The sequence below is a fragment of the Microbacterium sp. sgz311019 genome (assembly GCF_056135325.1).
The window spans coordinates 35,128-56,949 of the sequence record NZ_JBWAXO010000007.1 but is presented as its reverse complement, the minus strand read 5'-3'; the positions used below and the strand labels follow the sequence as shown (position 1 = coordinate 56,949).

Below are 21,822 nucleotides of genomic sequence, written 5' to 3'. Positions count from 1 at the left end.
ACATCCCGAGGGGCCGCGGCCGGGTGTCGCTACGCGTTGGCGTCCTGGCGCTTCAGGCGGGACGCCGCGCGACCGCGCTCGGTCGCGTCCAGGATCACCTTGCGGATGCGCACCTTCTCCGGTGTCACCTCGACGCACTCGTCATCACGCGCGAACTCGAGGCTCTCCTCCAGCGAGAGCAGGCGCGGCGGAGTCATCGACTCGAACGCGTCAGCGGTCGAGGACCGCATGTTCGTGAGCTTCTTCTCCTTGGTGATGTTGACGTCCATGTCGTCGGCGCGCGAGTTCTCGCCGACGACCATGCCCTCGTAGACCTCCTCGGTCGGCTGCACGAAGAAGCTCATGCGCTCCTGCAGCGCGATCATCGCGAACGGGGTCACGACGCCGGAGCGGTCGGCGACGATCGAGCCGTTCTGACGGGCGACGATGTGCCCTGCCCAGTCGTCGTAGCCGTGCGAGATGGCGTTCGCGATGCCCGTACCGCGGGTAATCGACAGGAACTCGGTGCGGAAGCCGATGAGGCCGCGCGACGGGACGATGAACTCCATCCGCACCCAGCCGGTGCCGTGGTTGACCATCGTCTCCATACGGCCCTTGCGCGACGCCATCAGCTGCGTGATCGCGCCGAGGTACTCCTCGGGCGCATCGATCGTAAGGTGCTCGAAGGGCTCCTTGACCTTGCCGTCCTCGCCCTTCCTGGTGACGACCTGCGGTTTGCCGACCGTGAGCTCGAAGCCCTCGCGCCGCATGTTCTCGACGAGGATGGCGAGCGCGAGCTCGCCGCGGCCCTGGACCTCCCAGGCGTCGGGGCGGCCGATGTCGACGACCTTGAGCGAGACGTTGCCGACCAGCTCACGGTCGAGGCGGTCCTTCACCATGCGGGCGGTGACCTTGTGGCCCTTTACCTTGCCGACGAGGGGCGAGGTGTTGGTGCCGATCGTCATCGAGATCGCGGGGTCGTCGACGTGGATCGCCGGCAACGCGCGCACGTCCTCCGGGTCGGCGATCGTCTCGCCGATCGTGATCTCCTCGATGCCGGCGATCGCGACGATGTCGCCGGGGCCGGCGCTCTCCGCCGGGTAGCGCTCGAGAGCGCGGGTCTTCAGGAGCTCGGTGATGCGCGCATTCGAGTGCGAGCCGTCGTGGCGCACCCACGCGACCGTCTGGCCCTTCTTCAGCGTTCCGTTGAAGACGCGCAGGAGCGCCAGGCGGCCGAGGAACGGGCTCGAGTCGAGGTTCGTGACCCACGCCTGCAGCGGCGCCTCGTCGTCGTAGCTCGGCGCGGGCACGTGCTCGAGGATCGCCTCGAACAGGGGCTCGAGGTCGTCGTTGTCCGGCAGCTCGCCGTTGGCGGGCCGGTTGCGGGATGCGGCGCCGGCACGGCCGCTCGCATAGACGACGGGAACGTCGAGCAGGGCGTCGACGTCGAGGTCCGGAACGTCCTCGTGCAGATCGGATGCAAGACCCAGCAGCAGGTCGTGGCTCTCCTCCTCGACCTCGGCGATCCGCGCATCCGGTCGGTCGGTCTTGTTCACGAGCAGGATGACCGGCAGCTTCGCCTCGAGCGCCTTGCGCAGCACGAAGCGCGTCTGCGGCAGCGGACCCTCGCTCGCGTCGACGAGGAGCACGACGCCGTCGACCATCGACAGGCCGCGCTCGACCTCGCCGCCGAAGTCGGCGTGGCCGGGCGTGTCGATGACGTTGATCGTCACCGGGACATCGGTGTGCAGCCCGTCATACGTGATCGCCGTGTTCTTGGCGAGGATCGTGATCCCCTTCTCGCGCTCGAGATCGTTCGAGTCCATCGCCCGCTCCTCGACGTGCGCATGCTCGCCGAAAGAGCCGGTCTGACGCAGCATGGCATCGACGAGCGTCGTCTTGCCGTGGTCGACGTGGGCGACGATCGCGACATTGCGGAGGTCCGAGCGGAGGGCATGCGCCATGACGGTGTCCTTACAGCGGGGGATGCGCCCGGAATCGGGCCATCCTCCATCCTACCGTGAGGTGCGCTGCGTCACTCGTCGTCGTCGGCGCCGAGCCCCAGAGCCTCCAGGCGAAGAGCGCGACGGGCGTGCTGCACCTCGGGATCCGGCACCGGCACGGCCGCCAGCAGGCGCTGCGTGTACGCCTCCTGCGGGTAGCGCAGGATCTGCTCGCGCGTGCCGACCTCGACGAGCTTGCCGTGCCGCATCACCGCGATGCGATCGGCCAGCACGTCGATGACGGCGAGGTCATGCGTGACGAAGAGGCACGCGAATCCGCGCTCGCGCTGCAGCTCCCGCAGCAGCTCGAGGACCGTCGCCTGCACCGACACGTCGAGGGCGCTGGTCGGCTCGTCCGCGACCAGCAGTCGCGGGTTCAGGGCGAGCGCGCGTGCGATGCCGACACGCTGCTTCTGGCCGCCCGAGAGCTCGTGGGGGAAGCGCGACGCGTACTGACGCGGGAGACGCACGGACTCGAGCAGGTCGCGGACGCGCTTCTCCAGCGCGTTGCCCTTGACCTTCTCAGCGAGGAAGATCGGCTCGCCGAGCGACTGCCCGATCGTCATGCGCGGGTTCAGCGAGCTCGACGGGTCCTGGAACACGATGCCCACGCTCTTGTGCAGGTGGTGGATGACCTCACGCGTCGGCTTCGAGATGTCGACGCCGTCGACGACCAGCGAGCCGGAGTGGATCGGGAGCAGGCCGACCGTGGCACGGCCCAGCGTCGTCTTCCCCGAACCGGACTCGCCCACGAGTCCGACGACCTCGCCCTGGTGGATGGTGAGGTCGATGTTGTCCGCCGCCCGGAACGCCGGAACGCGACCGTGCTTGGGGTACTCGATCGCGACATCCGAGAAGCGCACCACCACCGGCGCCTCGAGCGACTTCTCGTATTCGGCGAGAACGCGCTGGGCTTCGGTCATCGTGGTCGTCGACTCGGCATCCACGAGCGCGGCCGTGATGTCGACGGCCTCGCTCTCCGCGCTGCCCTCGCCGAGCCGGGGCACGGCATCCAGGAGCGCCCGCGTGTAGGGGTGCTGGGGGTTTGCGAAGACCTCCTTCACGTCGCCGCGCTCGACGATCTCGCCATTGCGCATGACGACGATGCGATCGCCCATGTCCGCCACGACGCCCATGTCGTGGGTGATCAGAAGGATGGCGGTTCCCAGACGCTCCTGAAGGGAGCGCATGAGCTCGAGGATCTCCGCCTGCACGGTCACATCGAGAGCGGTCGTGGGCTCGTCGGCGATCAGGAGCACCGGGTCGCACGCCACGGACTGCGCGATCATGGCGCGCTGGCGCTGACCGCCGGAGAGCTGGTGCGGGTAGGACGCGAACGCCTTCTCCGGATCGGGCAGTTCGACGAGCCCGAGAAGCTCGATCGCGCGGGCGCGTGCCTCGGACGGCGACATCCCGAAGTGCTGGCGGAGCGTCTCGATGATCTGGAAGCCGATGGTGAGCACCGGGTTCAGGGCCGTCATCGGCTCCTGGAAGATCATCGAGATCTGCTTGCCGCGCACGCGGACGACGTCACGCGGCTTGAGACCGATGAGCTCACGGTTGCGGAGCTTGACGCTCCCCTTCACACGCGAGTTGTTCGGCAGGAGGCCGAGGATCGCCATCGAGCTCACGCTCTTGCCCGAACCGGACTCGCCGACGATGGCCAGCACCTCTCCCGGCGACACGGAGTACGAGATGTGCTTGGCCGCAGGCACCCAGATGTTATCGACGGCGAAGTCCACATTGAGGTCGTTCACCTCAAGCACGGGACCCGTCTCGGTGTGAGGAGTGGTCACGGAGGGGTTGGTCATGAACGGATTCCTTCCGCGCGCCCCGTGCCTGTGGGCACGGCGACGCGCACTGACGATGGGAGGATGAACTCGTGGTTGAGAGCTCGCGACTGGTCTACCGATCGAACACGAACAAGGTCATCTCGATCGGGGGCTGGGGTGTGCTGGGACTCGCGGTCGTCGCGGCCTTCCTGACCGGCCGGCCCAGCGCTGCGCTCGGACTCGTTCCGATCGCCACGATCGCGCTCCTGATCTGGGAGCTCTTCTGGCGTCCGGCGATCATCGTGGAGGATGACGGCGTCACTCTGGTGAACCAGTTCCACACGGTCGTCATCCCCTGGGCGATGATCATCGACGTGGAGACCAAGTGGTCGATGACGATCGTCACCCCGGAGCGCCGCTATCGTGGCTCCGCTGCACCGGCGCCCGGCGCGGTGTACCGGCCGAACACGTCCGGAGCGGCGCGCACCGGACGCGTCGTAGACGGCAGCATCAGCAAGGCCGATGCTCCGGGAACCGACTCGGGCGACGCCGCCACGATCGTCCGCCGCCGCCTGCAGGCGATGGCCGAGGCCGGCACGCTGCCGATCGGTCAGGCGGAGTCGATGAGGGTCACGACCCGCGTGCACTGGGTGAGCATCGCGGTGCTCGCCGCCCTTCTGACGGCGAGCATTCCCGCGCTGCTTCGCGCCTGACGAGGTCATATCCCACCGAAGGTCGCCTCGGTGGCCGCGCCTCCGCCCACGTCCTCCGGCTGCTGGTCCGGGCCGTCCTTGACGCGACGGTTCGAGAACCGGCGGCTGCGCGGGTCGAATGCCTGACGCAGCACGTCGCCGAAGATGTTGACCGAGAGCGCCAGGCAGACGATGAACAGGGCCGGCCACCAGAACAGCCACGGCCGGACGGTGAATGCTGACTGGTTCGCGCCGATCAGCAGACCGAGCGACACGTCAGGAGAGCGGATCCCGTAGCCGAGGAGCGAGATCGCCGCCTCGAGCAGGATCGCCGATGCCGCCAGCAGCGATCCGGAGACGATGATGACGCCCGTCGCATTCGGGAGGATGTGCTTGAAGATGATGCGCGCGTCCGACGCGCCCGCCACACGGGCCGCATCGACGAACTCGCGCTCGCGCAGCGAGAGGAACTCGCCGCGCGTCAGACGCGCGATGACCATCCAGCTGAAGAACCCGAGCATGATGCCGAGGACCCAGACGCCGATCGCACCCGCCCAGTTTCCGACGACCGCCGCGATGACGATGGCCGGGATCACGATGAACACGTCCGTGATGCGCATGAGCACCGCATCCACCCAGCCGCGGTAGTAGCCCGCGATCGCGCCGACGACCACGCCCGTCACGACGGCGAACGTCGTGATCAGGATCATGGCGACGAACGAGTTCTGGATGCCGCGCATGACCATCGCGAAGTAGTCGCGGCCGATGCGGTCCTGTCCGAAGGGGTGCTGCCCGAGCGAGAACGGCCACCACTGCAGAGTCGGCGCCCCGTTGTTCACGATCTTGGGCGACGGCGTGTAGTAGTTGTACGGCCACCATCCCTTGATCGGCCCGACGCCGATCGAGGACACGGACAGGATCAGCACCAGCACGAGCACGATCAGCGCGATGATTCCGGCGCGCTGGCGCATGAAGCGCCGCAGGACGAGGCGTCCCTGGCTGACGGGCTTCTCGGTGACGACCTCGTCGACGAGGCTGGGAAGGGAATCGGTCATCAGCGGACCCTCACTCTCGGGTCGAGCGCCGCGTAGCTGAGGTCGGCGAGGAAGTTGAACGTGATGGCCATGACGGCGATCACAAGGAAGTAGCCCATGACCGGGTAGATGTCACCCGGCCCCAGTGACATCTGGAAGAGCTGCCCCATGCCCGGGATGGCGAAGATGTACTCGGTGATGATCGCGCCGCCCAGAAGGGCGCCGAGGTCGGTCGCGACGAGCGTCGTGATCGGGATGAGCACGTTGCGGAACGCGTGCCGCACGACGACGACGCGCTCGGGCATGCCCTTCGCACGCGCCGTGCGGACATAGTCCTGGCCCATGACCTCGATCATCCCGGCGCGCGAGTAGCGCGTGTACTGGGCGAACGAGATCGCGAGGAGCGACAGCGTCGGCAGCACGAGGTGGAAGAACACGTCGAGGCCGCTGCGCCACATGTTGTTCGGGTCGTACGCGGGCGTGGACGAGCCGACGGTCGCGACCGGGCGGCCGTTCATGTCGAACATGTAGCCCGGGAACGACTGCATGAAGCGGTCGATCAGGATGAGCAGCGAGATGAGGAAGGCGAGGATGGCGCCGATCCGCATGTTCTGCTTGCGGTCGTCACCGCCCACGAAGTAGCCGACGGCGAGTCCGACGCCGATCGCCACGACGGCGAGGACGACGATGAGCAGCGGAGTCGCCCGGTCGAGCAGACCCTGGATCGAGAAGTAGGTGATGATCCCGATCACCGCGACGATGCCGCCCGTCAGGAGCGCCCGTCGTTGGTGCAGCCCTGCCAGCAGCGCCACGAGGCCGACGGCCATGGCGATCGAGATGATCGGCAGCGCCACGGGCCCGATGGCGGGGGTCAGGAACCACCCGCTCGCACTCATGTAGATGAGCAGACCCGAGGTGATGACGAAGTTGATGCCGAACGCGATCAGGCGTCGACGGGCGTCTCCGCCGACGACGGCTTGGACGATGACGCCCATCACCACGCCTATCACCAGCGACACCCAGATCGGTATGACCGGATCTTGAAGGAAGTTGTTGTAGCCGATGGCGACGAAGCTCTTGAGCATCGCGGCCGCGAGGAACGACGGCAGCGAGAACAGGAAGAGGCTGATGACGGTGAAGCTGGAGTCGAATCCGCTGTTCTCTCGGATGGCGGAGAGGATGCCGGTCATGAGACCGAAGAGGATGGCCAGGACGAGCGAGGCCGTGACCATCTGAACGGTCGAGCCCATGGCCGTCGGAAGAAGCTCGGTCACGGGCGCACCGTGGAACGAGACGCCGAGGTCGCACTGGTTGGCGAACGGGATGAGGCACTTCGCGACGCCGCCGAGCCACATTGCCCAGCGGATGGGTGCGGGCACGTCGAGGTGCGCGATCTGAATACGGGCTTGGATCAGCTGCTGCTTGTTGGGCAGCGAGGACTGACGCAGATCTTCGAGCGGGTCTGTGGAGATCGCGACGAGGTTGAACATCACGAACGAGGCCGCGATGAGGATCAGTACCGAGACGCCGATCCGGCGGAGGACGAATCCGATCAAGGGGACTTCCTAGTTGTGGCAGGGAGCCGGCGGTCCACCGCGGATCGCGAGGAAGACCGGTCAGCAGAACAGAATACGCGAGCGTCGGGGGTGGCGCCCATACGGACGCCACCCCCGAGCATCGTCACTTACTTGGAGCTGGTGCTGGTCTTGACCGACCAGTCCCACGTGTTCCAGACCGGACCGGTCTGGTTGCCCATGTACTTGACTCCCTGGACCTTGCCAGAGACGCCCCACACACCGGCCGCCTGGAACAGCGGGAGGCCGTAGCCCTCGGTGAAGGCGATCTTGTCGATCTCCATCGAGAGGCTGTCGAGCTTCTTCGGGTCCAGCGTCGTCTGCGTGGCGAGCGCCTGGTCGTTCGCGGCGGTGAAGCCGTTGTAGTTGCCGCCACCCTGCGAGGAGAACAGCTGCGGGATCTGGGCCGTGCCCACACCCGGGCTGATCCAACCGAAGATCGAGGCGTCGTAGTTGCCCGCGGGCAGCAGCGACGACCACTTCGGGTCACCGCCGTCGATCACCTTGAAGCCGGCCTGAGCTGCCGAGGCCTGGATGGCCTGGAACTCGTCGACACGGTTCGGGTTCTTCGTGTTGTAGAGGATCTTCACGCTCGGCGTGGCGCCCTTGAGGAGCTCCTTGGCCTTCGCGATGTCGACCTTGTTGTACGCGTCGGAACCGTTCTGCTTGATCGTCTGCGCGTACTGGGCCTGGTTCGGCAGCCAGATCTGCGAGTCGAGCGGCTTGGCGGACGGGTTGATCGGCTTGACGATCGCGTCGACGATCTGGTCACGCGGGATCGTCAGGAGGAACGCCTGTCGCACGTTCGGGTCCTTGAACACCGACGACTTGAAGTTCAGGTCGAGGTGGTCGTACGAGACCTGGTTGCCCGTGAGGACCTGCGTGCCCGAGACGCCCTCGAGGGACTTCTTGGTGTCAGCGGAGGCCTGCGGGTAGGCGATGTCGACCTCACCGTTCTGGAGAGCCGTGACCTGAGCGGCCGAGTCGCCGATGATGCGGAGAACGAGCTTGTCGATCTTCGGCTTCAGAGCGCCCTTGTACTCAGGGTTCGGAACGAGCTCGACCGACTGGCCCGGGGTCCAACCTGCGACCATCCACGGGCCCGAGGCGACGAGGAGGTCCTTGTCGGTCGGGAAGCTCGTGATGTCGTAGCCGGTGTTCACGAACGCGGCCACCTTCTGGAGCGTGGCGTCCGGAGCGGCCGGGTTGGCCGGGTCGCCCTTCGGCAGGCCCTTCAGGAGCGAGGTCAGCGCGGCGGCGTTGGCGAGGCCGGCCTTCTTCGCGACCACGTGCGCGGGCTGCGCGAGCGGGTTGAACAGCTCCCAGTCGACGTACGGCGTGCCGTACTTGAGCGTGACCGAGCGGTTGTCGTCGCCGACGGTCGGGAACGCCGTGGAGTCGACGCCCGCGGTCGAACCCGCGATGGCGAAGTACTGCGTGCCCTTGGTGACGTTGCCGTCCGCGTCGAACGTGGCCGAGTCGTAGTAGCCCGAGCCGATCGCCCAGCCGAGGACCAGGTCGTCAGCCGTGATGGGCTGGCCATCCGACCACTTCGCACCCTTGTTGATCGTGTACTTGACCGTCAGCGGGTCGTTGGACACCTTCGTGTACGTGCCGAAGTCGGTGTTCTTGACCAGCTTGAAGTTGTTGTCCGGGTAGTTGAAGAAACCCCCGGTCAGGTAAAAGATCTGGCCATTCGTGTCCAGGTTGCCCTGAGGCGTGTTCTGGTTGAGCGACGTCATGTCGTTGACGGTCGCGACGCTGACCGTGCCACCCGTCGGTGCGGCGCTGGCAGTGCTGCCGGAGCCTCCCGAGGATGAGCAGCCCGCGAGTGCGAGAGCACCTGCGGCCGCGACCGCGACCACCGCTCCCAGGCGTGACTTCTTCAATGTTCCTCCTGTGCAAGGGGTTAGCGGCCGTGCGGGATCATGCCCGAACCGGCCGCGGATAGGGAAAGACTAGGTAACCTCCGACGGATGGTCAAAGAGCGTGTCGAAAACGTTACATACCCTTAACTCAAGTCCAAAGGGGTGTGGCAATCTGACAACGCAAAGGGTGTATAACCGCGAGGAGTGCGCATGTCGAACGAATCCGCCACGGCTGCCCTCCGGGTCGAACCGCTCAGCCGGCCACGGATCATCTGGGAGATCTGCCTCGTCCTCGCGATCAGTGTCGGGCAATCTGCCGTCTACTCAGTGCTCTCGCTCATCCGCTCCGCGCTGGCGACGGCGCCGCTGGGCGACCAGCAGACCCAGCTGAACCCCTCCCGGGACCACATCGCTTTCTGGGATGTTCTCTACCAGTTCCTGGACATCTTCTTCTCGTTGGCGATCGTCGCGCTGGTCGTGTACCTGCTCTGGGAGCCGGGCACGAACGCGCTGCGGCGCATCGGGCTCGACTTCCGCCACTTCGGGAGCGACGTCCTCCGCGGCCTGCTGCTGGCGGCTGTCATCGGCATCCCCGGACTCGCCCTCTACGCGGTCGGGCGCACCCTGGGCTTCACCGTGGCGGTGGTCGCATCCCCGCTCGGCGCCGCCTGGTGGACGGTCCCGCTGCTGCTTCTCTCGGCGCTGCGCGCCGGACTCACCGAAGAGGTCATCTTCGTCGCCTACCTCACCGACCGCCTGTCACGGCTCGGGTGGAACAAGTGGGGGATCATCTTCTTCTCCGCCGGGCTCCGAGGGCTGTATCACGCGTATCAGGGCCCGGGTGCGATCGCGGGGAACTTCGTGATGGGCGTGGTCTTCGCGTGGTGCTACCGCCGCTGGGGTCGTGTGATGCCGCTCGTCATCGCGCACACCCTGCTCGACACGGTCGCGTTCGTCGGCTACCCGCTCGCGGTGGCCCTGTGGCCGGGCGTGTTCGCGCCGGCGCACAAGTAGAGTGCGGGGGCGGGATGCCACGCATCCCGCCCCCGCACTTGCGGCGCCCCTACGCGAACGCCTCCACGGGCGGGCAGGCGCACACGAGATTGCGGTCTCCCCACGCGTTGTCGATGCGGCGCACGGGTGGCCAGTACTTGGTGCGCACGAGCGTGTGGACCGGGTAGACCGCTGTCTCGCGCGAGTACGGATGCGTCCACTCCCCCGCGACGATGGACTCCGCGGTGTGCGGGGCGTTGACGAGCGGGTTGTCCTCCGCCGGCCACTCCCCGGCGCCGACCGCGACGGCCTCGGCTTTGATCGCGATCATGGCGTCGACGAACCGATCGAGCTCGGCGAGGTCCTCCGACTCGGTCGGTTCGACCATGAGTGTGCCCGCGACCGGGAACGACATCGTCGGCGCGTGGAAGCCGTAGTCGATGAGGCGCTTGGCCACGTCGTCGACCGTCACACCGGTGTCGTCCTTCAGCGGCCGCAGATCGAGGATGCACTCGTGCGCGACGAGTCCGTCCGCTCCCGTGTAGAGCACCGGGTAATGCTCCCGCAGCCGCGCGGCGAGGTAGTTCGCCGCGAGCACGGCGGCGGACGTCGCATCCTTCAGCCCCGCTGCCCCCATCATCCGGACGTATGCCCACGAGATCGGGAGGATGCTGGCAGAGCCGTACGGCGCAGCCGAGATCGGGCCGCCCTCGAACACGAAGCCACCGGCGTGGTCGGCGCGTTGCGCGAGGTTGTGGCCGGGCAGATAGGGCGCGAGGTGCGCCTTGGCCGCCACCGGGCCCACACCCGGTCCGCCGCCGCCGTGCGGGATGGCGAACGTCTTGTGCAGGTTCAGATGCGACACGTCGCCGCCGAGGTCGCCGAAGCGGGCGTAGCCGAGGAGCGCATTGAGGTTCGCGCCGTCGACGTAGACCTGCCCGCCCGCGTCGTGCACGGCCTGGGTGATGTCGACGACATCGTGCTCGTACACGCCGTGCGTGGAGGGGTAGGTGATCATGAGCGCGGCGAGCTCGTCGGCGTGCGCGGCGATCTTCGCGCGCAGGTCGTCGAGGTCGACGTTGCCCGCGTCATCGCACGCCACGACCACGACCCGCATCCCCGCGAGGACCGCGGACGCCGCATTCGTGCCGTGCGCCGACGACGGGATGAGGCACACCGAGCGCTGCGCGTCGCCGTTCGCGTGGTGATAGCCGCGGATCGCCAGCAGGCCCGCGAGCTCGCCCTGGGAGCCGGCGTTCGGCTGCAGAGAGACCGCGTCGTACCCGGTGACCTCGGCGAGCCAGGACTCCAGCTGCTCGATCATGGCCAGGTAGCCGTGCACGTCCTGCTCGGGCGCGAAGGGATGCACGCGCGAGAATTCCGGCCAGGACACCGCCGCCATCTCGGTGGCCGCGTTGAGCTTCATCGTGCAGGAACCGAGCGGGATCATGCCGCGGTCGAGCGCGTAGTCGCGGTCGGCGAGCTGCTTGAGGTAGCGCATCATCGCCGTCTCGCTGCGGTGGGTGTTGAACACCGGGTGCTCGAGGTACGCGTCATCCCGCATCAGCGACTCGGAGACCGCGCGCAGCGGCGTCGCGTCGGCGTACGGCAGGTCACGGACGTCGTTCTCATCCGCATCGGGAAGTCCGAACGCCCACGCGATCGCGGCGAGGTCGTCGGCGGTCGTCGTCTCGTCGACCGAGATGCCGACGGTCGCGTCATCCACCCAGTGCAGCTGGTAGCCCTTCGACCGCGCGCGCTCGATCACCCGGCGGGACGGACCCGGCGTCGCGACACGGATGGTGTCGAAGAAGGAATCGGCGACGAGGTGCAGGTCGTACGAGCGCAGGCGCTCGGCGAGGGCCTCCGCCTTCCGTGCGGCATCGGTCGCGATCGCGCGCAGGCCGTCCGGTCCGTGGTAGACCGCGTACATCGACGCCATGACGGCCAGCAGCACCTGCGCGGTGCAGATGTTCGAGGTCGCCTTCTCGCGGCGGATGTGCTGCTCACGCGTCTGCAGCGAGAGGCGATAGGCCGGGTGGCCCGTCGCATCCTGCGAGACGCCGACGAGACGGCCGGGCAGCTGGCGCTCGACGCCCTGGCGCACCGCCATGTAGCCGGCGTGCGGGCCGCCGAAGCCGAGCGGGACGCCGAAGCGCTGCGTCGTGCCCACGGCGATGTCCGCGCCGAGCGATCCGGGCGACCGGAGCAGCGTGAGCGCGAGGAGATCCGCCGCGACCACCGCCTGTCCGCCCGCGAGGTGGACGGCGTCGATGACGGCGGAGGGGTCCCACACCCGTCCCGAGGCACCGGGGTACTGCACGAACACGCCGAAGGCCTCGTCGGGCATCGTCGCGCCGTGCGCGAGGTCGAGCTCGACGATCTGGATGCCGACAGCGGCCGCGCGTGCGTGCAGCAGCGACTTCGTCTGCGGGAAGGCGTCCTTGTCGACCACGAAGGTCGCGGAGGCGGACTTCGACACGCGCCGCGCGGCGAGCATCCCCTCCACGACCGCCGTCGACTCGTCGAGCATCGACGCGTTGGCCGTCTGCAGCCCGGTCAGATCGGTCACCATCGTCTGGAAGTTGATGAGCGCTTCGAGGCGACCCTGCGAGATCTCCGGCTGGTACGGCGTGTAGGCCGTGTACCAGGAGGGGTTCTCGAACACGTTCCGCGCGATCACGGAGGGGGTGATCGTGTCGTAGTAGCCGAGGCCGATCATGGGCCGCGCGGCACGGTTCTGCGAGGCCAGCTCGCGGAGCTCCGCCAGCGCCTCCGCCTCGGTCGCCGCAGGCGGAATCGAGGTGCTCTCGCGAGGCTGCGCGTGGATGGATGCCGGCACGGCCGCCTCGACGAGAGCTTCGACGGTGTCGTAGCCGACGACCTCGAGCATCGCGCGCTGGGCCGCGGCATCCGTCCCGATGTGGCGGTCGGTGAAGGCGGTCATGCAGCACCCTCGGTGAGGGCGACGTAGGCCGCACGGTCGAGGAGCGCCTCGACGTCGGCCGGGTCGACCCGCACCTTGATGAGCCAGCCCTCGCCGAACGCGTCGGCGTTCACGAGCGAGGGGTCGGCGTCGACGGCGCCGTTGACCTCGACCACTTCGCCGGACAGCGGTGCATAGAGCTCGCCGACCGACTTGGTCGACTCGATCTCGCCGCAGACGTCGTTGGCGCCGACGCTGGAGCCCGCAGAGGGCAGGTCGACGTAGACGATGTCACCGAGCTGCTCGGCGGCGTAGTCGGTGATGCCGATGGTGGCGACATCGCCGTCGAGGGCGACCCACTCGTGCTCGGCGGTGTACTTGAGGGCGTCGAGATCGGTCATGTGTTCCTCCGGTAGAAGGGCAGGGCGGTGACGGTGGCAGGGATGCGGGTTCCGCGGACGTCGATCGAGAGCACGGTGCCCTCCTCGGCCGCGGCGGGCGCGACGAAGGCCATCGCGATCGGGTGGCCGAGTGTCGGGCTGAGCGCCCCGCTCGTGATCTCGCCGACGACGTCGTCGCCGAGGAGCACGCTGTAGCCGGCGCGGCCGGCGCGCTTGCCGTCCGAGGTGAGCCCGACGAGGACGACGGCGCGGGGGGCAGGCGTCGTGTGGCCCTTGCCGACGAAGTCCTCCTTGGCGTCGACGACCACGCGGCCGAGGCCTGCCTGGGCAGGCACGATGGCGCGCGACAGCTCGTGGCCGTAGAGCGGCATGCCCGCCTCGAGGCGCAGCGTGTCGCGGGCGGCGAGCCCGGCGGGCACGAGCCCGAGCGGCTCGCCGGTCGCGAGGAGCGCGTCCCACAGGGGGCCTGCGGCATCGTTCGCGACCAGCAGCTCGAAACCGTCCTCGCCGGTGTAGCCGGTCCGTGCGACGAACAGCCACGCGCCGTCGAACGTCCCCTCACGCCATGCGTAGTAGCCGAGGGTGTCGAGGTCCGGGATCTCGACACCGGGCGTCGCCCGCACGATCTGCTCGGCGAGAGGACCTTGGACGGCGATGAGCGACAGGTCCTCGGTCACGTCCTCGATGACGGGCGCGTCGGCGCCGAAGGTGAGGGACTCCCCCAGGATGGGGCTCTCGACGACTGTGGGCGTGGCGTTCCAGGCATCGAGTCCCGCCGCGAACGCCGCCGCGACGGCATCCCGGTTGCCCGCGTTCGAAACCACCAGGAAGTACTGCTCGCCGGTGCGATAGACGATGACGTCGTCGATGATCGTGCCGTCCTCGGCGAGGACCAGCGAGTACTTGGCCTTGCCGATCGCCATGGCGGAGATGCGGCCCGCCAGGACGTAGTCGAGGAAGTCCGCGGCGCGGCCGTCGTGGACCCAGAACTCCGCCATGTGCGAGATGTCGAAGAGACCGGCGGCCTCGCGGACGGCGCGGTGCTCGGCGAGGTCTGAGCCGTAGCGGACCGGCATCATCCATCCGCCGAAATCGGTGAAGGATGCGCCGAGCGCCTCGTGACGAGCACGGAGGGGGGTGTATCGGGGGTCTGTCATGAGTTCTCCCGTCGCGGGTGCGGGCAGCCGTCGATCGGCGGCTGAGAACTCCCCCTCTGTCATGGGCCTGAGAGCTTCACGGGTGCAGGGCACCCGCTTTCACCGTCGGCGGACCGCGAGCGTCGTGTGCTCGAATCGCTTTTCAGAGCGGCCTGACCCGCGCGGTACGCGGACCTGAGAGATTGGCGGGGAGCTTGCTCCTTCGGTGCCCGGCGTGCCGGGGCTCTCCCGCGAGGGTCATGAGGCCTTATTCGGTTGGCCCGTCAAGCATAGCGGCGAGATGCCGTGCCGTCACGACCGGGATGGGGCGGCTCGCCGCCGTTCGGACGTCAGGCAGCGCACTGCGTGGGCGCCACCGGCGTCTGCAGTTTCGACGCCTCACGCACGATGGGGGCGATCTGGTCGGTCGTCTCGGCGTAGCCGCGGGACGAGTCGTTCTCGTCGCGGGCGAAGACGAGACCGGCGACGGTGCCCTGCGCCGTGAGCAGCGGCCCGCCGGAGTTGCCCGGCCTGACCTGCGCCTGGAGCGCGTAGACGGAGCGGACGGCATCCTTCTTGTTGTAGATGTCGGGCACCGAGACGCTCCCGGTCGACAGGACGCGAGCCGGGGTCACGGTGAACGGTCCGCCGTAGGGGTAGCCCTCGACGACCGCGGACGAGCCGGGCTGCAGGGTCGGGGTCAATCGGAGCGATGGCACCTCGAGCCCGGGAACGGCGACGACGGCGAGGTCCTTCTCCGGGTCGAAGTAGACGACACGACCCTCGTGCGCCGTCTGCCCCGGCAGCTCGACGACGGGGCGGTCGACGCCCGCGACGACGTGCGCGTTGGTGAGGAGGCGTCCCGGGGCGACGACGAAGCCGCTGCCCGTGACGCTCACGCCGCAGGCGTACGCCGTGCCGCTGATCCGTGCGACCGATCGTGCCGCGGCCGAGAGGGCGGGGTCGGCGACGTTCACGGGCGGTTGCGGGCTCGCCGCGACACCCGGCAGCGCCAGTCCGAAGCTCGGCAGCCCGCCGTCGAGCACGTCGGCCCGCAGCTGTGCGATGCCCGCCGCGACGGGTTCGGGCGTGAGGTTCTCGATGGTCGTGAGCACGCGCGAGGAGGCCACCGCCGATGACACCGTGGGGATGCCGACGGCAGCGATGCCGGTGCCCACGAGCGAGAGGGTCAGCGCGGCGATCACGAGCGTCGCCGCTCCCCCGAGCACGCGCTCGAAGGGGCGCAGAGGGGTGCGGTCGACGCCGCGACGCACGAGGAGCCCGAGGGCCGACCCGCCCCAGGCGCCGAGGACGAGAAGGGCGATCGATGCGAACACCGTGGCGAATGCGCGCCACCCGGGTGCCGGGATGAAGCCGCCGAGGACCGGGACGAGCCAGTATGCCGCCGCTGCCCCCGCGATGAGGCCGACCAGGGTGCCGATGCTGGCGAAGAACCCGCGGGTCAGCCCGCTCACCAGCGCCATGATCAGGACCGCGATCAGGATGATGTCGACGACGTCCACACCCAAGACGCTATGTCGAATGTCTGTGAGCCCGCCGACTTGCTGTTCTGGTCATCCTGACTCTAAGATCGAGGCGAGAGTTAGAGTCACCATGACCAGAACGCCCCCTGAATCCGACCCCGCGACCCGCGTCGCGGTCTCGACCGTGATCTTCACGCTGCGCCGCATGCCGCACGCCGAGCACGCGGCCGTCGTGCTGCCTCTCGTACGCCGCACCCGCGACCCGTTCGAGGGCCGCTGGGCACTCCCGGGCGGCTGGCTCGATGTCGTGGAGGGACTGGATGCTGCGGCATCCCGCACCCTCGCCGAGACGACCGGTCTCGCCCCGAGCTATCTCGAGCAGCTCTACGCGTTCGGCGATGTGGACCGCTCGCCGACGAGGGTCGTGTCGATCGTCTACTGGGCGCTGCTGCGGTCCGACGAGGTCGACGCCCAGCTCGCCGAGCATGCCGCACGCGGCGATGCGCCGGAGAACGTCGCGTGGTTCGACGCGGCATCCCTCCCTCCCCTCGCCTTCGATCACAACCACATCGTCGACTACGCGCTGTGGCGCCTGCGCAACAAGGTCGGCTACAGCCGCATCGCGCACGGCCTGCTGCCCGACGCCTTCACCCTCGCGGAGCTGCGCGAGGTGAACGAGTCGATCCTCGGACGGCGCCTGGACCCGGCGAACTTCCGTCGTCAGGCCGAGGCGTCCGGCACCCTCATCCCGACCGAGGCGTTCCGCACGGGCAGCCATCGCCCCGCGCGCCTGTATCGCTACAACCGTGACGTCGAGCTCGCCGAGCGCGGGCCGCTGCTTCCCGCCGGACACCCGGCATCCTCCCCCGAATGGATCACCTCATGACCGTCTCAACCCTCACGCTTCAGCCGCGGCCGGAGATCGACCCGTCGGTCGATCACGGCATCCAGGCGATCGTCGCGGGCGCGTCGAGTGCCGAGACCTGCAACACGGATCTGGCCGCGGGCCCGTGGGACTTCGACATCCGCCCGGGCTACGGCCCCGGCGCATCCATGGGCGACGTGATCCCGACCGGCGCCCCCCGGCAGGGCGCACTGCCGCAGGAATACCGCGACGCGTCCGAGGACGAGCTGCATGGCCGGATCGCCGCGGCCAAGCAGGCACTGGGCGAGCGCGTCGTGATCCTCGGCCACTTCTACCAGCGCGAGGAGGTCGTGCGGCACGCGGACTACGTCGGCGACTCGTTCCAGCTCGCGGGTTTCGCGAAGCAGCATCCCGAGGCGGAGGCGATCGTCTTCTGCGGCGTGCACTTCATGGCGGAGACGGCCGACCTTCTGTCACAACCGGAGCAGGCGGTCATCCTGCCGAACCTCGCCGCCGGATGCTCGATGGCCGACATGGCCGACATCGACCAGGTCGAGGACTGCTGGGAGCAGCTCGCCGAGATCTACGGCGACATGGAGACACCGGATGCCGACGGCCTCGTGCCGGTCGTACCGGTGACGTACATGAACTCCTCGGCGGCGATCAAGGGCTTCGTGGGGCGGCACGGCGGGATCGTCTGCACGTCGTCGAACGCCCGCACAGTGCTCGAGTGGGCCTTCGCGCGCGGGCGGCGCGTCGTGTTCTTCCCCGACCAGCACCTCGGCCGCAACACCGCCAAGGCCATGGGCGTGCCGCTCGAGCAGATGCCGATGTGGAACCCGCACAAGCCGCTCGGCGGCTCATCGGAGGCGGAGCTCGAGGATGCGAAGGTCATCCTGTGGCACGGCTTCTGCTCGGTGCACCGCCGGTTCACCGTCGACCAGATCGAGAAGGCGCGCGCGGAGCACCCGGGGGTGCGCGTCATCGTGCACCCGGAGTGCCCGATGGCGGTCGTGGATGCGGCCGATGAGTCGGGATCCACCGACTACATCCGCAAGGCGATCGCCGCCGCGACCGAGCCCACGACGTTCGCTGTCGGCACCGAGATCAACCTCGTGCAGCGCCTGGCCGCCGAGCACCCGCAGCACGAGATCTTCTGCCTCGACCCGGTGGTGTGCCCCTGCTCGACGATGTACCGCATCCACCCCGGCTACCTGGCATGGGTCCTGGAAGAGCTCGTCGCCGGATCGGTCGTGAACCGGGTGACGGTTACGGCGGACGTCGCGGACCCCGCACGGGTCGCGCTCGAGCGGATGCTGGCGGCCCGGCCATGACTCGCCAGGTGCCGCCCGCTCGGCGGACGGTCGTCGTCGGCAGCGGCATCGCCGGGCTCACCGCCGCGCTGCATGCGGCGGCTGGCGGATGCCGTGTGACCCTCGTCACGAAGGACGAGCTCGAGCACGCCAACACCCGCTACGCGCAGGGCGGCATCGCCGCCGTGCTGTTCGACGACGACCGCATCGAGGACCACGTCGAGGACACCCTCACCGCGGGGGCGGGCCTCGCCGACCCGGAGGCGGTGCGGGTGCTCGCCGAGGAAGGGCCGGCACGCATCCGCGAGCTCATCGACCTCGGCGTCGCGTTCGACCGCGCAGCGGACGGATCGCTGGCGAAGGGCCTCGAAGCAGCGCATTCCTACCCGCGGGTCGTCCACGCGGGAGGGGATGCGACGGGCCTGGCGATCGAGAAGGCCCTCGTGGCACGCGTGCGCGCGGCGGGCATCGAGGTCGTCGAGCACGCCTTCCTGGTCGACATCGTCCTGCGCGAGGCTCGTGCGGCCGGTGTCGACCTGCTCCTCGGCGGGCGACGGCTGCGGCTCGAGGCCGACGCGGTGGTGCTCGCCACCGGCGGGGCCGGGCAGCTGTACCGCTACACGACCAACCCGTCGGTCGCGACCGGCGACGGCATCGCGGCCGCGATCCGCGCCGGGGCGGAGGTGCGCGACCTCGAGTTCGTGCAGTTCCACCCCACTGTGCTTGTGGGAACGGCTCGCGCCGCCCAGGGCGGAGGTCCTGCGCACGGCCTGAGCACGGCTGGCGCCGCCCAGGGCGGAGGTCCTGCGCGCGGCCAGGCTACGGCTGGTGCCGCCCCCGGCGGAGGTCCTGCGCGCGGCCAGGCTACGGCTGGTGCCGCCCCCGGCGAAGATCCTGGGCAAGGAGCTGACGACGCTGGCGCCGCTGAACCGTTCCTCGTGTCCGAGGCGGTGCGCGGCGAGGGTGCGATCCTCGTCGACGAGTCCGGCCGCCGGTTCGCGTTCGACGCCCACCCCGACGGCGAGCTGGCACCTCGCGATGTGGTCGCCCGGGCGATGGCGCGGCAGATCGCCGCACAGGAGGGACGCCCGGTCTTCCTCGACGCCACGGTCCTCGGCGCCGAGCTGCTCGCGAGCCGCTTCCCCACGATCGACCGCGCCGTGCGCGAGCGCGGCTGGGACTGGACGCGAGAGCAGATTCCCGTGGCGCCGGCCGCGCACTACCTCATGGGCGGGTTCGTCACCGACCTCGACGGGCGCACGAGCATCCCCGGCCTGTACGCCGTCGGCGAGGTCGCACGCACCGGGGTACACGGCGCGAACCGCCTCGCATCCAACTCCCTGCTCGAGGGCGCCGTGTTCGGAGCCCGGGCCGGCGACGCGATCGCGCGTTCGACGAGCACGGCATCCGCGAGCCCGCACCCGGGTTCCGAGCCCACACCCGATTCACGCCGTTCGAGTGCGGGCTCGGGAAGCGAATGCGGGCTCGCGGGTCAGACGGAAGGATTCTCGCGCGCGGCTCTGCAGGAGCTCATGTGGGCCGATGCGGGACTGGTGCGGGATGCTGCGGGCCTGCGGCACGCGGCATCCGTCATTGCCGCCTGGCGTGGCCAGCCGCGAGACCACGACACCGTGGAGGAGCTCGAGGACGACAACCTTCTGCTCGTCGCGCAGCGCATGGTCTCCGCCGCCCTCGCCCGCAGGGAGTCGGTCGGCGCGCACTTCCGCAGCGACGACGTCCCCCGCGCGGATGTCGACGCATCCGTTCTCGAATCCATCGGAGCCCGCTGATGCTGACTCGCTCGACCATCGATCGCGTGGTCGCCGCCGCGCTGGACGAGGACGCGCCGTGGGGCGACCTGACCGGGGAGGCCCTCATCCCGGCGGGTGCCACAGCTCGAGCCGAGCTCGTCGCCCGAGAGGACGGCGTGTTCAGCGGCGGCGAGGTGTTCGAGGCGGCGTTCCGGCTCACCGACCCGGCGATCCGCGTCGAGCTCCACGTCGCCGACGGCGGCACGTTCGCCCCGGGCGACACGCTCGCTGTGGTCGAGGGACCCGCCCGCGCGATGCTCACCGCCGAACGCATCGGCCTGAACTTCACCCAGCGGATGTCGGGCATCGCCACGCTGACGGCCCGCTACGTGTCCGAGATCGCCGGCACGCGTGCCCGGATCGTGGACACCCGCAAGACCACGCCGGGTCTGCGCGCCTTCGAGCGGCACGCGGTCGCCTGCGGCGGCGGACACAACCACCGGTTCTCGCTGTCGGATGCCGTGATGGCGAAGGACAACCACCTCGCCGTCCTCCAGTCCGGTGGCGCCGACCTCACCGCTGCCCTGCGCGAGGCGCTCCGGCGTCTGCCTCACACGACCCACGTCGAAGTGGAGGTCGACAGGTTGGACCAGATCGAGCCCGTGCTCGCGGCGGACATCGACACGATCATGCTCGACAACTTCTCGCTCGACGACCTCCGCGCCGGGGTGGCGCAGGTCGCCGGGCGCGCGACGGTGGAGGCATCGGGCGGCGTGAACCTCGACACGGTCCGCGCGATCGCCGAGACGGGCGTCGACGTCATCTCGGTGGGCGCGTTGACCCACTCGGCGCGAGCGCTCGACCTCGGCCTCGACATCCGCATCGGCGACTGACGTGCTGTACCTCGACAACGCGGCGACGACGGCGGTGCGGCCGGAGGTGCTCGACGCGATGCTGCCGTTCCTGACGCGCACATTCGGCAACCCGTCGAGCCACCACACCGTCGGTGAGGAGGCGGCGGCGCCGCTCGCCGACGCCCGCACCCGCGTCGCGCGGGTCGTCGGGATGCGTCCCGGCGACATCGTCTTCACATCCGGAGGCACGGAGGCGAACAACCTCGCGGTGAAGGGCATCTCGATCGCCGCCGCCATGAACCGAGGCGCACGGCATGTGATCACGTCGCCTATCGAGCACGAGTCGATCCTCGAGTCCGTCGACTACCTCGGCCGCGTGCACGGTTTCGACGTGACGATGCTGCCGGTCGACGCGACGGGCACGGTCTCCCCCGGCGATCTCGCCGCGGCGCTGCGCGACGACACCGCACTCGTCGCGCTCGGCTACGCGAACAACGAGATCGGCACCGTGCAGGATGCGCCGGCACTGGCCGCCGCGGCGCGGGAGCGACGCATCCCGTTCCATCTCGACGCGGTGCAGGCGGCCGGCTGGCTGCCGCTGGCGGGGACGGATGCCGACTCCCTCGCGATCGCCGGGCACAAGGTCGGCGCGCCGAAGGGCACCGGCATGCTCGCCGTCCGCGGTCGCATCCCGCTCGAACCCCTGCTGCACGGCGGCGGGCAGGAGCGCGGGCGCCGCAGCGGCACCGAGGATGTCGCCGGTGCCGTCGGGCTCGCGACCGCGCTGGAGCTCGCCGAGGCGGAGCGGACGGAGGATGCCGCCGCCGTCCGTGCGATCTGCGACATGTTCATCGAACGCGTGCTCGCCCTCGTGCCCACGGCGCGGTCGACGGGCCACCCGCTGCACCGCCTGCCCGGCACCGCGAGCTTCACGTTCGAGGGCACCAGCGGCGAGGCGGTGCTTCTGGAGCTCGAGCGCCGCGGAGTCGTCTCGTCGAGCGGATCGGCCTGCGCCGCGGGAAGCGACGAGCCGTCGCACGTCCTGGTCGCCCTCGGCATCGCTCCGGAGATCGCGCAGACGGCCGTGCGCTTCACGCTGCCGCATGGGCTGCGGGCATCGCTGGATGACGTGGCCGATGCCGTCGCCGCATCCGTCGCCGCCGTCGGCGGGATGTGA

General features: G+C 69.3%; 16 protein-coding genes and 2 riboswitches. Of the genes, 7 read left to right on the top strand and 9 right to left on the bottom strand.

Translation table 11 applies throughout. The features are described 5' to 3' along the window. Positions 1-29: 29 nt before the first annotated feature. The gene (typA, locus tag AC0NZN_RS12425; protein ID WP_474592622.1) at positions 30-1,943 is read right to left on the bottom strand and encodes a translational GTPase TypA; all 1,914 of its coding nucleotides are present in this window, start codon (positions 1,941-1,943) and stop codon (positions 30-32) included. Positions 1,944-2,014: 71 nt separating this feature from the next. Continuing rightward, positions 2,015-3,793 (bottom strand): ABC transporter ATP-binding protein, encoded by a 1,779-nt coding sequence (locus tag AC0NZN_RS12420; protein ID WP_474592621.1) that lies wholly within the window; start codon positions 3,791-3,793, stop codon positions 2,015-2,017. 71 nt (positions 3,794-3,864) lie between these two features. Between AC0NZN_RS12420 and AC0NZN_RS12415 the strand changes: the two genes are divergently transcribed. Continuing rightward, a complete protein-coding gene (locus tag AC0NZN_RS12415; protein ID WP_474592620.1) occupies positions 3,865-4,467 on the top strand; it encodes a PH domain-containing protein in 603 nt (200 codons plus the stop codon). A gap of 5 nt (positions 4,468-4,472) precedes the next feature. Here the strand turns inward: AC0NZN_RS12415 and AC0NZN_RS12410 are convergent, their stop codons facing one another. The 3 genes from AC0NZN_RS12410 to AC0NZN_RS12400 all read right to left on the bottom strand — a co-directional run bounded on the left by AC0NZN_RS12410 (position 4,473) and on the right by AC0NZN_RS12400 (position 8,943). Further along, complete coding sequence (locus tag AC0NZN_RS12410) at positions 4,473-5,501, bottom strand: ABC transporter permease (protein ID WP_474592619.1); 1,029 nt, start codon at positions 5,499-5,501, stop codon at positions 4,473-4,475. After that, positions 5,501-7,036 carry an ABC transporter permease gene (locus tag AC0NZN_RS12405; protein WP_474592618.1) on the bottom strand — a complete coding sequence of 512 codons (1,536 nt, stop codon included), beginning with the start codon at positions 7,034-7,036 and terminating at the stop codon, positions 5,501-5,503. Before AC0NZN_RS12405 ends, AC0NZN_RS12410 begins: the two co-directional genes overlap by 1 nt. A 128-nt stretch (positions 7,037-7,164) precedes the next feature. Further along, positions 7,165-8,943: an ABC transporter family substrate-binding protein gene (locus AC0NZN_RS12400; RefSeq protein WP_474592617.1), complete on the bottom strand. Its 1,779-nt coding sequence runs from the start codon at positions 8,941-8,943 to the stop codon at positions 7,165-7,167. 189 nt (positions 8,944-9,132) lie between these two features. On the opposite strand from AC0NZN_RS12400, the gene AC0NZN_RS12395 reads away from it, so the two are divergent. Beyond that, positions 9,133-9,936: a CPBP family intramembrane glutamic endopeptidase gene (locus AC0NZN_RS12395; protein WP_474592616.1), complete on the top strand. Its 804-nt coding sequence runs from the start codon at positions 9,133-9,135 to the stop codon at positions 9,934-9,936. 49 nt (positions 9,937-9,985) lie between these two features. On the opposite strand, the gene gcvP is transcribed toward AC0NZN_RS12395, so the two are convergent. From gcvP to AC0NZN_RS12375, 4 genes are all read right to left on the bottom strand, one after another. Then, entirely contained in the window at positions 9,986-12,862 is a 2,877-nt protein-coding gene (gene gcvP / locus AC0NZN_RS12390; RefSeq protein WP_474592615.1) for an aminomethyl-transferring glycine dehydrogenase, read from the bottom strand. Continuing rightward, positions 12,859-13,242: a glycine cleavage system protein GcvH gene (gene gcvH / locus AC0NZN_RS12385; RefSeq protein ID WP_474592614.1), complete on the bottom strand. Its 384-nt coding sequence runs from the start codon at positions 13,240-13,242 to the stop codon at positions 12,859-12,861. The genes gcvP and gcvH overlap by 4 nt, the downstream gene beginning before the upstream one ends. Further along, positions 13,239-14,399, bottom strand: coding sequence for a glycine cleavage system aminomethyltransferase GcvT (locus AC0NZN_RS12380; RefSeq protein ID WP_474592613.1), 1,161 nt, complete (start codon positions 14,397-14,399; stop codon positions 13,239-13,241). Before AC0NZN_RS12380 ends, gcvH begins: the two co-directional genes overlap by 4 nt. A 46-nt stretch (positions 14,400-14,445) precedes the next feature. Beyond that, positions 14,446-14,551, bottom strand: a riboswitch (glycine riboswitch). Further along, a riboswitch (glycine riboswitch) is annotated at positions 14,552-14,640 on the bottom strand. An 88-nt stretch (positions 14,641-14,728) separates the two neighbouring features. Beyond that, complete coding sequence (locus tag AC0NZN_RS12375) at positions 14,729-15,901, bottom strand: MarP family serine protease (protein WP_474592612.1); 1,173 nt, start codon at positions 15,899-15,901, stop codon at positions 14,729-14,731. Between the two features lie 91 nt (positions 15,902-15,992). On the opposite strand from AC0NZN_RS12375, the gene AC0NZN_RS12370 reads away from it, so the two are divergent. From AC0NZN_RS12370 to AC0NZN_RS12350, 5 genes are read left to right on the top strand one after another with little or no spacing between them, the layout of a single operon-like run. Then, positions 15,993-16,748 (top strand): NUDIX hydrolase, encoded by a 756-nt coding sequence (locus AC0NZN_RS12370; RefSeq protein WP_474592611.1) that lies wholly within the window; start codon positions 15,993-15,995, stop codon positions 16,746-16,748. Next, positions 16,745-18,061, top strand: a complete 1,317-nt coding sequence (nadA, locus tag AC0NZN_RS12365; protein WP_474592610.1) for a quinolinate synthase NadA — start codon at positions 16,745-16,747, stop codon at positions 18,059-18,061. Before AC0NZN_RS12370 ends, nadA begins: the two co-directional genes overlap by 4 nt. After that, positions 18,058-19,830: an L-aspartate oxidase gene (locus AC0NZN_RS12360; RefSeq protein WP_474592609.1), complete on the top strand. Its 1,773-nt coding sequence runs from the start codon at positions 18,058-18,060 to the stop codon at positions 19,828-19,830. Before nadA ends, AC0NZN_RS12360 begins: the two co-directional genes overlap by 4 nt. Next, positions 19,830-20,684, top strand: a complete 855-nt coding sequence (nadC, locus tag AC0NZN_RS12355) for a carboxylating nicotinate-nucleotide diphosphorylase (RefSeq protein ID WP_474592608.1) — start codon at positions 19,830-19,832, stop codon at positions 20,682-20,684. The genes AC0NZN_RS12360 and nadC overlap by 1 nt, the downstream gene beginning before the upstream one ends. A 1-nt stretch (position 20,685) precedes the next feature. Further along, on the top strand, positions 20,686-21,822 hold the full coding sequence (locus tag AC0NZN_RS12350) for a cysteine desulfurase family protein (protein ID WP_474592607.1): 1,137 nt from the start codon (positions 20,686-20,688) through the stop codon (positions 21,820-21,822).

What these genes read in the sequence shown, in the direction of transcription:
- typA (WP_474592622.1), bottom strand. Translation starts at nt 1,943, where the DNA reads ATGGCGCATGCCCTCCGCTCGGACCTCCGCAATGTCGCGATCGTCGCC.
- AC0NZN_RS12420 (WP_474592621.1), bottom strand. Translation starts at nt 3,793, where the DNA reads ATGACCAACCCCTCCGTGACCACTCCTCACACCGAGACGGGTCCCGTG.
- AC0NZN_RS12410 (WP_474592619.1), bottom strand. Translation starts at nt 5,501, where the DNA reads ATGACCGATTCCCTTCCCAGCCTCGTCGACGAGGTCGTCACCGAGAAG.
- AC0NZN_RS12395 (WP_474592616.1), top strand. Translation starts at nt 9,133, where the DNA reads ATGTCGAACGAATCCGCCACGGCTGCCCTCCGGGTCGAACCGCTCAGC.
- gcvP (WP_474592615.1), bottom strand. Translation starts at nt 12,862, where the DNA reads ATGACCGCCTTCACCGACCGCCACATCGGGACGGATGCCGCGGCCCAG.
- gcvH (WP_474592614.1), bottom strand. Translation starts at nt 13,242, where the DNA reads ATGACCGATCTCGACGCCCTCAAGTACACCGCCGAGCACGAGTGGGTC.
- AC0NZN_RS12380 (WP_474592613.1), bottom strand. Translation starts at nt 14,399, where the DNA reads ATGACAGACCCCCGATACACCCCCCTCCGTGCTCGTCACGAGGCGCTC.
- AC0NZN_RS12370 (WP_474592611.1), top strand. Translation starts at nt 15,993, where the DNA reads ATGACCAGAACGCCCCCTGAATCCGACCCCGCGACCCGCGTCGCGGTC.
- nadA (WP_474592610.1), top strand. Translation starts at nt 16,745, where the DNA reads ATGACCGTCTCAACCCTCACGCTTCAGCCGCGGCCGGAGATCGACCCG.
- AC0NZN_RS12360 (WP_474592609.1), top strand. Translation starts at nt 18,058, where the DNA reads ATGACTCGCCAGGTGCCGCCCGCTCGGCGGACGGTCGTCGTCGGCAGC.
- nadC (WP_474592608.1), top strand. Translation starts at nt 19,830, where the DNA reads ATGCTGACTCGCTCGACCATCGATCGCGTGGTCGCCGCCGCGCTGGAC.